This is a genomic window from Piscibacillus salipiscarius, assembly GCF_042685285.1.
Lineage (GTDB): Bacteria > Bacillota > Bacilli > Bacillales > Alkalibacillaceae > Piscibacillus > Piscibacillus salipiscarius.
Window position 1 is genome coordinate 1 of sequence record NZ_JBHUMZ010000041.1, and the last position, 14,178, is coordinate 14,178.

The window sequence follows — 14,178 nt, forward strand, 5'->3', positions numbered from 1 at the left end:
ATAGGTCCTCCTTATGATGAATGTTTGTTTGTGCTATGACAGCATCATAACGGAGGGCCCTTTTTAATTCAAGAGGTGAAAACCTGATTCGATAGGAATGCTCCTACGGGAACAGCACGAACTGACAATCATCCAAAGTGAACGCAAGTGAACTTTGGGAAGCCTACGCCGTACCCGTGGAAAGCGATGTGTATTTCCATTGCGATATACGAACTACTTCCTTGATAAAGCGTCCTAGTTATAGGGACTTTTTTAACCAGTCCACTAATTGGGGAATAGTTACACAACGTCTACTAGGCTTTTATTATATATCGCTTTTTTTATAAGAACGCTTTAGGATTAAGTATTGTTCAATTTCATTCAAAAGTAAATACAAATTAGCTCTTTCTTCAAAACCTTGACGGTCTTTTGGTAGTTCTTCTTTATTAAATTGCTTTCTAATATTGCTTAACTGTTCTAAATATTTTATCGCTGTGTTCTGTGGTTGAACATTTTTTGAAAGATTTTCAAATAGCTCTCCGATATAGTAATATTCATCCTCAGTTGCATGAATTCGGCTAATTAATGGTAACATTCGTTCTAAAATCTCAAATTGCTTTTGCCTCATATGAAAATAATGATAATAAGGATGATGGCTCCTTAATAAATGGTTTTCAACATCACGAGAAGCAAGTTCGCTTGCCTGATCTAATAATTGTGATACCTTTGTAAGTTCTGCCCCTGTCCAAGAGTGATCACCCGTTTTAAGAAAATGGGCAATTTCTTTTAATATGACTGAAAAATTCTTCTCGACATCTTTCTGAACCTCTTCTAAATTAGATTCTAAACTTGGCATGTATAAATTTAATACAAGTGCCACACCTATGCCGACAAGTAGCAATACAATCTCATTAATGATTAAACCTAATGTCACTTCTCCTGCCCCATATACATGAAGGATAATAACAGAACTGGTAATGACACCTTCAGTGATTTTTAACTTAACCGTGATTGGAATGAATATTAATAATACGATTCCAACCGTAAGCGGGAAGTAACCAATTAATTCAAACATGAATGCGGATACGGCAAGCCCAATTATACACGCATAAAACCGATACCAAGCGTTTAATATAGAACTTCTTCTAGTTATTTTAATACATAAAATAGTTAAAATAGCTGCAGAGATAAAATTATCTAAGTTTAATAGTTGTGCTATAAAGATAGAAATTGGAGCACCAATAGCTGTTTTAATCGTTCTTGAACCAATCTTAAACATGATTGTTCCTCTCTAATTTCTTTTTACTAACACTATAACGCATAATATCGCTTATGAAAAAGAAAAAGGTGGCTGTAAACCACCTTTTTCTTAATATTCTTCGCAGTATTCATCAAATAATGTTTGTAATTGCTGAACAACTTCCATTGGTGTTGAGCTTTCAATTTCATGGCGCTCAACCATTTTTTGAATCTTACCATCTTTAATAAGTGCAAACGATGGAGATGAAGGTGGATATCCTTCGAAATATTCTCTCGCCTTCTCTGTTGCTTCACGATCTTGTCCAGCGAAAACCGTAACTAAATGATCTGGGCGATGATCATGATGAATGGCATTAGCAGCAGCTGGACGAGCAACGCCCCCTGCACAACCACATGTTGAATTCACCATTACTAACGTTGTACCTTTGCGAGAAAAAGCTTCATCTACCTCTTCAGGTGTTGTTAGGTTTTCGAATCCTGCTTCGTTAATCTCAGTACGAGCTTGATTAACGAAATCTTGCATATAAATGTTAAAATCCATTCCGAATGGCTCCTTTTTCTAAATATTTAAGTATTCAATAATATCCTATCAATATTATGTATTCCTTTCAATTATATTGCAAATATTCATGTCCGTATGAACCAAAAAGTTCATTGTGACAAACCATTTATCTAATGTTATAATATGTTAGATTTTTCTAGGATAAGGAGATAAACATTAAAACATGATTAAGACATTTTTCTCATACTACAAACCCCATAGAAAACTATTCGTAATTGATTTTACAAGCGCTGTCATCGTCGCCATACTAGAATTGGCCTTTCCAGTCGCTGTCCAGTGGTTTATCGATGATTTATTAAAAGGACCAAATAAAGATTGGAATATAATCATAACTGTCAGTATCATACTACTGCTAGTTTACTTACTGAGCACCTTTCTTCAGTTTGTCGTTAGTTACCTAGGTCACAAGCTTGGGATCAATATAGAAACCGATATGCGTGAAGAGCTTTTTACACATGTTCAGCGTCAATCATTCCGTTTTTTTGATAACACTAAAACAGGCCATATTATGAGCCGTATTACGAATGACCTGTTTGATATAGGAGAATTAGCTCACCACGGACCTGAGGATGCTTTTATTGCCATTATGACATTCTTCGGTGCCTTTAGCATTATGTTTTACTTTAATCCTACTCTTGCCTTAATCGCACTTGTTATGGTTCCGCTTTTAGTTGCACTCGTAACTTATTGTAACATTGCTATGAATAAAGCCTGGAGTAATATGTATGGGAGAATAGCTGACGTTAACGCACGGGTTGAAGACGCTGTATCGGGTGTCCGTGTGGTTCAATCTTTCACAAATGAAGACTTTGAGATTAATCGATTCCGCAAGGATAATGGATTGTTTCGTATAGCTAAAATCGGTGCCTACCGCGTAATGGCATGGACACATTCTAGTATTTATATGATGACTAGACTGCTGACATTACTCGTGTTAGTCGTCGGATCTTGGCTTGTTTTTAACGGACAATTAACCCACGGAGAATTAGTACTTTTCGTTTTATTTACTAATGTTTTAATCAAACCTATCGATAAAATTAGTGCCTTGTTAGAGTTATATCCTAAAGGAATGGCTGGTTTTAAACGTTTTCGTAACTTAGTAGAACAAGAGCCTGATATTGAAGACGCTCCGCAAGCTAAGGGTGTTCAAAACCTTAAAGGGGATATTAAATTTCACAATGTGGATTTCTCTTATGATAGATATAAAACAGTATTAGAAAATATTAACCTGAACATCCACACAGGTGAAACCGTTGCGTTTGTTGGACCATCTGGTGCCGGAAAGTCAACTATTTGTTCATTAATACCAAGGTTTTATGATGTGAACAACGGTTCCATCACAATTGATGGTATCGATATCAAAGGTATGACAAAAAAATCACTAAGACAGCAAATAGGTATTGTGCAACAGGATGTCTTTCTATTTACCGGAACAGTGCGTGAGAATATTGCATACGGTAAACAAGATGCAACTGAGCATGAAATTCGTGAAGCAGCTAGAAAAGCTCACCTAGATGATGTTATTGCCAACTTACCTCAAGGCTACGATACACAAATAGGAGAGCGCGGTTTAAAGCTTTCAGGTGGACAAAAACAAAGGCTTGCGATTGCGAGGATGTTTTTAAAAAATCCTCCAATTCTTATTTTAGATGAGGCGACATCTGCTTTAGACACTCAGACTGAGAAAGTCATTCAGAAATCACTAAATGAATTGGCTGAGAACCGCACAACATTAGTTATAGCACACAGACTTGCTACCATTCGAGGTGCGGATCGTGTAATTGTTGTGACAAATGATGGCATTGCAGAGCAAGGAACATATGAGGAACTAATATCTGCTGATGGCATATTTGCTAACTTGCATAAAATTCAATTTGATATAAAGGAATAACTAAAAAGGCTCGGGATTTGTCCCGAGCCTTTCAACTTAATATACTGACGTATTATCCTTCGACATATTTTCTAAAATCTCTTTAACTCGCTGCAAGAAATTTCCGCATACGAGTCCATCTAAAATTCTGTGATCTAGTGATAAGCATAAATTTACCATATCACGTGCAGCAAACATTCCATTCATATAAACCGGCTTCTTCACAATGGATTCCACTTGTAAGATCGCTGCTTGAGGGTGATTAATTACACCCATAGATTGAACGGAACCAAACGAACCAGTGTTATTAACTGTAAACGTTCCGCCTTGCATATCATCATTTGTTAATTTACCTTGGCGCGCTTTATTAGCTAAATCGACAATGTCTTTTGCAATGCCTTTGATACTCTTCTCATCCGCATTCTTAATTACTGGGACAAATAACTGATTCTCATTAGCTACCGCAATGGATAGATTAATGTCTTTTTTCTGGATAATTTTATCTCCAGCCCATGAACTATTGATCTCAGGAAATTCTTTAAGCGCTTGTGCAACAGCCTTTACAAAGAAAGCAAAGTAAGTTAAAGAAAACCCTTCTTTACGTTTGAAATCCTCTTTCAATTCATCACGTAAATTAACTAAATTAGTAACATCCACTTCAACCATCATCCATGCATGAGGAATCTCAGTCTTAGACTTGACCATATTTTGGGCAATAGCCTTACGTACGCCTGATACTGGAATCTCAATATCACCAGCTTCAGCGGATGGAACATCAGCTGGTTTATTTGACTGAGCAGGCTGCTGAATGGCCTCTGTTGATTTATCTTGAGTGTTTGATTGATCAGTTTGAGATCCGCTTTGAGGGATATTACCAGAATCAATTATTTTCTCTAAATCTTTACGAGTAATTCTTCCACCTCGGCCAGAACCTTCAACCTGATTTAGATCAATACTGTGTTCTTGGGCTAATTTTAACACTGCTGGAGAATAACGTTTCTTCATTGATTGATCTTGATTAGTTGATTGGTCTTCTACTGGTTCTTCTGTTTGTTCTGGTGATTCATCTGAACTTTCACTTGAACCACCTTCAACCTCAATGTAACAAATTAATTCGCCGACTTGAATGGTGTCACCTTCGTTAGCCACTAAATCTTTAATCGTACCAGTAAAAGAAGATGGTACTTCTGCATTTACTTTATCTGTCATGACTTCTGCTATTGGGTCATATTTATTGACTTCATCGCCAACACCAACTAACCAAGAGCTGATTGTACCTTCAGTAACACTCTCGCCTAGCTGTGGCATTGTAATTTTTTCTACACTCATTATTTAACCTCCTTATCCTTAGAATTCTGCTAAATCACGCATTGCTTCTTCTACTTTATCAGGGTTTACCATGAAGAATTTCTCCATTGTTGGAGCATAAGGCATTGCTGGAACATCAGGTCCTGCCAGTCTTTGAATAGGAGAATCTAAATCAAATAAGCAATTCTCAGAGATGATCGCAGCCACTTCACTCATGATACTTCCTTCTTTATTATCTTCGGTAACCAGTAACACTTTACCAGTCTTCTTAGCCGCTTCAATAATCGCCTCTTGATCTAACGGATATACGGTACGTAAATCTAAAATATGTGCAGAAATACCTTCTTCTTCTAATTTTTCTGCTGCTTGAAGAGCGAAATTGACACATAAACCATAAGTGATAACTGTAATATCATCACCCTCGCGCTTTACATCCGCTTTACCGATTGGTAATACATAATCGTCGTCTGGAACTTCACCTTTTAATAAGCGATACGCACGTTTATGTTCGAAAAATAAAACCGGGTCTTCATCACGAATTGCTGCTTTTAATAATCCTTTCGCATCATAAGGGTTTGAAGGCATAACGATCTTTAGTCCAGGTTGATTCGCAAACACTGCTTCAACTGATTGTGAGTGATAAAGGGCTCCGTGCACTCCACCACCATATGGAGCACGTATCGTAATAGGACAACTCCAATCGTTATTAGAACGATAACGAACTCTAGATGCTTCAGAGATGATTTGGTTAACAGCAGGCATAATAAAATCAGCAAACTGCATCTCAGCAATCGGTCTCATACCGTACATAGCAGCTCCTACACCAACACCAGCAATAGCCGACTCTGCTAACGGTGTATCAATGACACGTTCTTCACCGAATTGATCGTATAAACCTTCTGTTGCTTTGAAAACTCCGCCTTTTTTACCGACGTCTTCACCTAAAACAAATACTTTGTCATCACGTTCCATCTCTTCACGCATCGCTTGAGTGACCGCTTGGATATAAGATTTAACTGGCATGCTTATTCCCCTCCCTTATCAGCATAGACATACTTCAATGCATCTTCCGGTTCAGCGTAAGGTGCATTTTCAGCATAATCTGTAGCTTCATTTATTTCTTTATCTAGTTCTTTTATAAGCTCTTGTTCTTTTTCATCTGTTAGAATATCATTATCTTTTAAATATTGTGAGAAAATATGAACACAATCGTTTTTCTTCATTTCTTCAATTTCTTCTTTATCACGGTATGCTGTGTGATCATCGTCACTCGAGTGAGCAGTTAGACGGTTAGTAATGGCTTCAATTAGTGTTGGCCCTTCTCCGTTAATGGCTCTTTCTCTTGCTTCTTTAACCACTTTATAAACTTCTAATGGATCATTACCATTCACTTGGTAGCCTGGCATCCCGTAACTTTTAGCACGATCTGCAACTGTTTCTGATGCTACTTGCCTCTCAAGAGGTACTGAAATCGCGTACTTGTTATTTTCAACCATTGTAATAACCGGTAATTTATGAACACCTGCAAAGTTTAGTCCTTCATGGAAGTCGCCTTGGTTTGAAGACCCTTCACCTAAAGTGACAAATGAAGCGAAATCCTTCTTTTCCATTTTACCTGCTAAAGCTACACCAACTGCGTGTGGCAATTGGGTTGTAACAGGGGATGATCCTGTTAGAATACGGTTCTTCTTCTGCCCAAAGTGCCCTGGCATTTGACGACCACCTGAGTTAGGGTCTTCCGCTTTAGCAAAACCAGATAAAAATAGTTCTTTTGGTGTCATCCCAAATGCTAGCACCACACCCATATCACGATAATAAGGTGCTGTATAGTCCTTATCACGATCTAAAGCAAACGATGCCCCAACTTGCGCCGCTTCCTGTCCTTGACATGAAATTACAAATGGAATTTTTCCAGCACGGTTTAATAACCACATACGTTCATCAATTTTTCTAGCGAGTAACATGGTGCGATACATATCCAGTACTTGTTCATCCGTTAATCCAAGTTCTTCATGACGCTTCTTTCCCATTTTAAAACCTCCCCTTTTTATCCATGAATTTGTTTTCCTTCAACAGCTAGAGCTGCTTCACCCATAACCTCAGATAATGTAGGGTGTGGATGCACTGTATGTGCAACTTCCCAAGGTGTCGCATCTAAAACTTGAGCTAAACCTGCTTCAGAAATCATGTCTGTAACATGAGGACCAACCATGTGCACTCCTAAAAGATCCTCGGATTCCTTGTCAGCAATAATCTTGACAAAACCATCCTTTTCTCCATAGACTAATGCTTTCCCGATTGCTTGAAACGGGAACTTACCAACTTTAACATCATATCCTTGCTCTTTCGCTTGATCTTCAGTTAACCCGACACTTGCAACTTCAGGGTTAGAGTAGATACAAGTAGATATATGTTCATAATTAATTGGTAATGGATCCTCATTTGCCATATGTTCTACAGCAACAATACCTTCATGTGAGGCAACGTGAGCTAGCTGCATACCGCCAATGACATCACCTATCGCATAAATATGAGATTCTTTAGTTTGATAGTATTTATTCGTATTGATTGAGCCTTTTTCAACAATTATATCTGTATTCTCTAGACCAATGTTATCAACATTTGGTGCACGACCAACAGATACAAGCATTTTTTCTGCTACGAATGACTTTTGTTCACCTTTATGTTCTGCCTGAATCGTAACCTGTTCACTTTTTTCAAGTGTGTCAGGTAAAACTTTAGCTCCAGTGACAATTTTAATCCCTTTTTTCTTTAATAACCTTTTAACTTCTTTTGAAATATCTTTGTCTTCTGTAGGTAAAATACGCTCCATGTATTCTAAAACAGTGACTTCAACTCCAAAATCATTGAGCATAGATGCCCATTCGATTCCAATGACGCCGCCACCAACAATCACAACGGATTTAGGAAGCTCATCTAAATTTAGAGCATGATCAGATGACAGTACCATTTCACCATCAAGTTCTAAACCAGGTAAAGATTTCGGCTTTGATCCTGTTGCAATTAATACATTTTTAGGAATAATGATGGTATTCTCCTCACCATCGTTACGTTCAACTGAAATGGTTCCAGCTGTTGGTGAGAAAATACTAGGGCCCAAGATACGGCCAAACCCTTCAAAGACATCTATTTTCCCTTTTTTCATTAACCCTTCGACACCTTTATGTAATTGGTCGACGATTGAGCTTTTACGTTGTTGTACTTTTGTAAAATCTAAAGATGTATTTTCAGTTAGAACACCGTATTGTTCAGCTTCTTTTGTTTGTTTAAATACTTCCGCGCTACGTAGTAATGACTTGGAAGGGATGCACCCTTTGTGTAGGCAAGTTCCACCCATTTTTTCCTTCTCGACAACTGCTACCTTAAGCCCAAGTTGACTTGCACGAATAGCAGCTACATAACCTCCTGTTCCGCCACCTAGGACGACAACATCATATTCTAAAGCCATACCTCTATACCCCTTTCTTTTCTACGGTATATTCCTTAGCTTGCTCTTTTCCTGTAAGCACTCTAAGTGCGCCCTCTACTAGTGCTTCCATTTCATTTTCCCCTGGTAACACCATTACATCAGCAATCCATTCAACATTTTGAATAATCTTTTCAATAAATTGGTTTCCATAAGCGAGGCCTCCAGTTAGCACAATTGCGTCTACTTGCCCTTTTAACACAGCACTGGAAGCACCAATCTCTTTAGAGATCTGATAAGCCATAGCTTCATACACTAATTTTGCTTGCTCGTCTCCATCTTTAATTCGTTTTTCAACTTCAATCGCATCATGCGTTCCTAAATGATTAACTAATCCACCTTGACCGACTAACATCTTTTGTATTTGATGCTTTTGATATTTGCCCGAAAAACATAAATCAACTAATTGACCCGCTGGTATTGTACCTGCTCGTTCTGGAGAATGAGGCCCATCACCATCTAGTCCATTATTAACATCGATTACTTTTCCATGATGGTGTACACCAATGGTAATTCCTCCACCCATATGGCAAACAATGAGCTTTGAGTTTTCATATGGCTTGTTTAACTTATCGCAAACCTTTCGAGCCACAGATTTTTGATTAAGTGCATGAAATATACTTTTTCTCTGTATATCCTTAATCCCAGTCACCTTAGCTATAGGCAGCATTTCATCAACGACAACAGGGTCGACTATATAAGCAGGAATATTTAGGTCACTGGCTAGATCAAAAGCTATTAACCCACCTAAATTCGATGCATGCTCGCCATTATAACCATTCTTCAAATCATGAACCATATCCTCTGAGACATTATAGGTTCCGCCTTCAATAGGCCTTAACAAGCCACCTCTAGCACATATAGCTTTGAATTTAGAAAGGTTAAAACCTTCTCCATCTAAAGTATTTAAGATGACTTGTTTTCTAAACTTGAATTGATCGATTAGACGCTCAAATGGCTCAAATTCATTCAATTGATGTCTGATTGTTTTAATAAATACACTTTTTTCACTTTCGAAAACACCAATTTTCGTTGATGTTGAACCAGGATTGATTATAAGTGTTCGAATGCTTTCCACCTGCAACTCCTCCAACACTAACCGTTTCTTCTAGAAATGATATTGTGTTCATTTCTTAAAAAGGTACTGCGTGATTTACTCACACTTTCAATTCTTTCTTCTGCCATACGATCCGCAGCTTGATGCGCAGGAATATTGTCACGTTTAGAAATTTCAAAGATTTTATCTAAACTTTCATAAATTTTTTCAATTTGTTTATATGCGCGTTCTTTGTTATAACCATTTAACTCATCTGCTACATTAATTACTCCACCTGAATTAATAACATAATCTGGCGCATAAGCGATACCTAATTCATGTAACTTTTGACCGTGACGATCTTCAGCTAATTGGTTATTGGCAGAACCCGCAATGGCTTTAGCTTTTAACTGAGGGATTGTATCATCATTAATTGTCGCTCCTAAAGCACAAGGCGCATAAATGTCACAATCAACGCCATAAATATCGTCTGGATCTACTGCATGAGCTCCGAAATCCTCCATTGCCCGTTTTACAGCTTCTTTATTAATATCCGTTACGATTAATTTAGCGCCTTCTTCATGTAGATGTTTACACATATGATAAGCTACATTTCCAACTCCTTGAACGGCTACTACTTTACCTTCTAAAGAATCGCTTCCGAATGCTTCTTTAGCTGTTGCTTTCATTCCTAAGTAAACCCCATATGCAGTTGCAGGAGATGGGTTACCTGATGAGCCAAATTCTGGCGAAATTCCGGTAACATAATCTGTTTCCATATAGATCGTATCCATATCTTGTACAGTTGTACCAACATCTTCAGCGGTAATGTAACGACCATTTAACCCTTGGATATAACGACCAAAAGCTCTAAACATTTCTGGGTTTTTATCTTTCTTAGGATCACCAATGATCACTGTTTTACCGCCACCAAGGTTTAATCCAGCAGCTGCATTTTTATAGGTCATTCCTTTAGACAGACGTAATGCATCGATAACAGCTTCCTCTTCTGAATCATATGTCCACATACGTGTCCCACCCAAAGCAGGGCCTAATGTTGTATCATGTATCGCAATAATTGCTTTTAATCCCGAATTTTTGTCCTGACAAAATACAACCTGTTCATAATCGCTTTCCTCTAAATATTTAAAAATATCCATTTCTGTATTCCTCCTCAAAGTTTTTAAGATGTTAATAAAGCAAATGCTAATGAATATATTTTACTCTCGGCTGAATCAGCACGAGATGTTAACACGATTGGTGCTTTCGCCCCGCTTATAATACCTGCAACTTTTGCGCCAGCAAAATAAGTGAACGATTTATAAAGTGTATTTCCAACTTCAATATAAGGACAGACCAGAATATCAGCGTTTCCGGCTACCTCTGATTGGATGCCTTTCTCCTCTTTAGAATCTAAGGAAATAGCATTATCAAATGCAAGTGGCCCATCTACAATACAACCTGTAATTTGACCTCGTTTTTGCATCTGAGATAATACAGCTGCATCAACAGAGGCTTGCATAGCAGGGTTGACGATTTCGACCGCTGCAAGAGGTGCTACCTTTGGCTGTTTGATTCCTAACCTGTTAACTACATCTACAGCGTTTTGAGTAATTTGCACTTTTTCTTCCAAGTTTGGAGCGATATTCATACCCGCATCCGTTAAAAACAATAATCGGTCTCGTTCTTTTAATTCGAACATCGCAACGTGAGATAAGATTCGTCCATTTCTTAATCCTGTTCCCTTTTTTAATACGGACTTGAGCACAATTTTCGTTGCAACATTCCCTTTCATTAAGATATCTGATCGTTCTTCAGATACTGATTGAACAGCTTTATCGACTGCATTTTCAACCGAAGTTGAATGGTGTAGAGTAATTTTTTCACTCTGTAAATTTAATTCTATTTCATCTGCAGCGTTTGTGATCTTTTCAATATTTCCGAATAACTTAAAACTTGCAAGGTCACGATTTACGCCATCCTTAACAGCTCTTAATGTTTCAACATTAGTCGCTTCTGCTACAGCTACAACTTTCTTTTCTCTCATATTACAAAGCTGCTCAACTAATCCATCTAGTGACATTTCTTTCGTTTTCATGGTGTCTTTTTAAGAATCCTTTCCGATGTTATATTTTTTCATTTTGTAATATAAATTTCTTATTGAAATATTTAATTGATCTGCAGTCTTTGCTTTAATAAAATTATTTTTTTCAAGTGTTTCTAGTATTAGCTGTTTTTCAAATTCATCTAAAGCCTCCTGCAGCGGGATAACTTGATTTTCATTAGATTCATACATAATATCTAGGTCATCAAAAGATGTTTTCCTTAGTGGCGGTAAGTGTTTCTCCTGTATAGTGCTCTCGCCTAAGTCCATACTGATGATGGCTCTGCCTATGATATTTTCAAGCTCTCTAACATTGCCAGGATAATTATATTTTTTCAACTTATCTAATGCATCTTCAGAAATTGCTTTAACATTCCGACCATAATTTTCATTTAGATGACTTAGCAAGTGATGAATTAGCGGTTTTAAGTCATCATCTAACCTTTCTCTTAATGGTGGAATATTAATCGGGAATTTATTTAACCTATAGTAGAGCTTTTCATTAAATTCATTTGTCATAATTGCCTTTTCTAAATTAACATTCGTCGATGCGATGATTCGCACGTCTACGTAAATAGGGTTGTGGCCATTGACTCGAATAATCGTTTGGTCTTCCAGAACTCTTAAGACTTTAGATTGTAATTTCGGAGGCAGATCACCAATCTCATCTAAGAAAATGCTTCCTCGATGAGCTTCTTCCAAATAACCAATTCGCTGTTCAGGTGAACCGTATTCATCTCCAAATAACAACCTGTCTAATACTTCTTCATCATAAGAAGCACAGTTAACTCTTATGAACTTTAAGTGTTTGCGATCACTTTCATTATGAATCGCATGGGCTATTAATTCTTTACCTGTTCCTGGCTCTCCCCGTAAAAGCACACTAGTCGGTGATTTAGCACCTACTTTAGCTTGCTCTAAGGCTAGAACCATATCGTTAGATTTTGCCACTATATCATGAAATGTGTACTTAGCTTCTAAATTTCGTATTATCTGTCTGGCTCTTTTCAGCTCACTAGTTAAAGATTCAATTTCCGATAGGTCGTGAATAACCCCGACACTTCCCTTAAGTTTGCCATCCACAATGATAGGAGCGACATTAACTAATACATCTCTTTTACTTGGGCCGACTTTCATTCGTGCTCCGCGAACTGGACGCCTTGTTTCTAATACTTTAAGGTGCATACTCTCACCTTCAGATATATCAGCAGTTGCAGGTTTACCAATGACTTCTTTTTCAGAAAGACCGGTTATCTTTGTATATGCAGGATTAATCATTAAACCATGACCCGTTTCATCAACTACCGAAATGGCTTCTTCACTGGATTGAATGATTGATTCTAACATTACCTGTATATCCTTTAAATTTGTAATTTCTTCCGCTAAGCTTACAACTTCAGTAATGTCCTTAAATACCGCATAAGCACCTAATAACTCACCAGAGTCACTAATTAACGGAATTCGTGTCGTAATCACTTTCTTTCCATTTTCTAGAGTCAAATGTTGATTGACTTCACGTTTTTTTGAAATTAAGATATCTGGTAGTTTAGAATCCGGAATTACGTTCAAAATTCTTTGGTTCATCATATCGTTTTGATTAATATCCAGGATTTGACTAGCTGCACGATTTACAAATGTGACCACTTCATCGTTGTTTATGACGATCATACCGTCGTGAATGGTGTTTAATATTAATTCTCGCTTTGACGTATCTCTTTTAATTTGGTCAACTAATGATTCTTTTTCATCTAATAGTTGATAAATCACGTGAGCAATTGTGCCGGGTATTAATACACAATGAACTGGTTTAATGTTAAATAAATGATCAAATACTTGTTGATTGCCAGTAGCTTCAACAATAATATCTACAGAATCATTAATTGCATGTTCATAATTGTTATATGTAAGAATATTTTGTTGTTCAGCCATTCTAAGTCCAGGTGCTTGTGAATCTACATCCGCTACTGCATTTATATTCAACATATCGACTTGTTGAAAAAGCTTTAAAATGGCGGTTCCACCTTTACCTGCGCCTACGATTACAACATTTTGCATTACATCCACCTACACCTTGCAAAAATTTGCACACTTCCATCATAATGTAAGCGCTTTACAAATGCAAGATATTTTCATTTTTTTATAAAAAAAAACATGGTATACTACTTAAAGGTGTAGAAATGGGGTAAAAATATGAGAATTATTGCATTTTTAATGCTTTTATTTCCTGGAATATTAGCTGTTTATGGAATCAAATTAATAAGAGATTCATTTTTTGGTATGATTGATTCCATCTATATAAATGTATTTGTGCAATTGTTTGCAGGGTTATTGTTTGTCGTGATTGGAATTGGCTTTATAGGCGGATTTTTACTACGCCGAGATCGTAGAAAACAAAAATTAAAGAAATAATAAAAAAGAGAATGGGACAAAAGAAAAATAGCTTTTCAATAAACGAATATTGAGTGTAATTAGCGTAGTCAAAATGCAAGACTCCCTCGGGAAATGTTGTCATACCAGCCAATAGTAAGCTTATAAATTTTTTTTAAAAAACTATAGTTAACTTCCATAAAGA

The 14,178-nt window shown here is 37.1% G+C and carries 12 protein-coding genes; 2 read left to right on the plus strand and 10 right to left on the minus strand.

The window, feature by feature from the left end; genetic code table 11:
- Positions 1-304 precede the first annotated feature (304 nt).
- Complete coding sequence (locus ACFSW4_RS12090) at positions 305-1,258, minus strand: aromatic acid exporter family protein (protein ID WP_377329565.1); 954 nt, start codon at positions 1,256-1,258, stop codon at positions 305-307.
- A 90-nt stretch (positions 1,259-1,348) separates the two neighbouring features.
- Positions 1,349-1,780: a BrxA/BrxB family bacilliredoxin gene (locus ACFSW4_RS12095; protein WP_377329567.1), complete on the minus strand. Its 432-nt coding sequence runs from the start codon at positions 1,778-1,780 to the stop codon at positions 1,349-1,351.
- A 184-nt stretch (positions 1,781-1,964) separates the two neighbouring features.
- Here ACFSW4_RS12095 and ACFSW4_RS12100 point away from each other — a divergent pair, with 184 nt between their 5' ends.
- Positions 1,965-3,692 carry an ABC transporter ATP-binding protein gene (locus ACFSW4_RS12100; protein ID WP_377329569.1) on the plus strand — a complete coding sequence of 576 codons (1,728 nt, stop codon included), beginning with the start codon at positions 1,965-1,967 and terminating at the stop codon, positions 3,690-3,692.
- 36 nt (positions 3,693-3,728) lie between these two features.
- Here ACFSW4_RS12100 and ACFSW4_RS12105 read toward each other — a convergent pair whose 3' ends face one another.
- Genes ACFSW4_RS12105 through ACFSW4_RS12140 form a run of 8 tightly spaced genes read right to left on the minus strand, consistent with a single transcriptional unit; the run spans position 3,729 to position 13,661 of the window.
- A complete protein-coding gene (locus tag ACFSW4_RS12105; protein ID WP_054755005.1) occupies positions 3,729-5,000 on the minus strand; it encodes a dihydrolipoamide acetyltransferase family protein in 1,272 nt (423 codons plus the stop codon).
- 18 nt (positions 5,001-5,018) lie between these two features.
- Positions 5,019-6,002, minus strand: a complete 984-nt coding sequence (locus tag ACFSW4_RS12110; RefSeq protein WP_054755006.1) for an alpha-ketoacid dehydrogenase subunit beta — start codon at positions 6,000-6,002, stop codon at positions 5,019-5,021.
- Between the two features lie 2 nt (positions 6,003-6,004).
- Positions 6,005-7,009, minus strand: a complete 1,005-nt coding sequence (locus ACFSW4_RS12115; protein WP_054755007.1) for a thiamine pyrophosphate-dependent dehydrogenase E1 component subunit alpha — start codon at positions 7,007-7,009, stop codon at positions 6,005-6,007.
- Positions 7,010-7,026: 17 nt separating this feature from the next.
- On the minus strand, positions 7,027-8,448 hold the full coding sequence (lpdA, locus tag ACFSW4_RS12120; RefSeq protein ID WP_377329571.1) for a dihydrolipoyl dehydrogenase: 1,422 nt from the start codon (positions 8,446-8,448) through the stop codon (positions 7,027-7,029).
- Positions 8,449-8,452: 4 nt separating this feature from the next.
- Positions 8,453-9,550: a butyrate kinase gene (gene buk, locus ACFSW4_RS12125; protein ID WP_377329578.1), complete on the minus strand. Its 1,098-nt coding sequence runs from the start codon at positions 9,548-9,550 to the stop codon at positions 8,453-8,455.
- A gap of 11 nt (positions 9,551-9,561) precedes the next feature.
- Positions 9,562-10,662, minus strand: coding sequence for a Leu/Phe/Val dehydrogenase (locus ACFSW4_RS12130; protein ID WP_054755008.1), 1,101 nt, complete (start codon positions 10,660-10,662; stop codon positions 9,562-9,564).
- A 23-nt stretch (positions 10,663-10,685) separates the two neighbouring features.
- Entirely contained in the window at positions 10,686-11,585 is a 900-nt protein-coding gene (locus ACFSW4_RS12135; protein ID WP_377329580.1) for a bifunctional enoyl-CoA hydratase/phosphate acetyltransferase, read from the minus strand.
- A 24-nt stretch (positions 11,586-11,609) separates the two neighbouring features.
- Positions 11,610-13,661: a sigma 54-interacting transcriptional regulator gene (locus ACFSW4_RS12140; RefSeq protein ID WP_377329574.1), complete on the minus strand. Its 2,052-nt coding sequence runs from the start codon at positions 13,659-13,661 to the stop codon at positions 11,610-11,612.
- A gap of 135 nt (positions 13,662-13,796) precedes the next feature.
- On the opposite strand from ACFSW4_RS12140, the gene ACFSW4_RS12145 reads away from it, so the two are divergent.
- Positions 13,797-14,015, plus strand: a complete 219-nt coding sequence (locus ACFSW4_RS12145; RefSeq protein WP_377329576.1) for a DUF2627 family protein — start codon at positions 13,797-13,799, stop codon at positions 14,013-14,015.
- Positions 14,016-14,178: the final 163 nt, after the last annotated feature.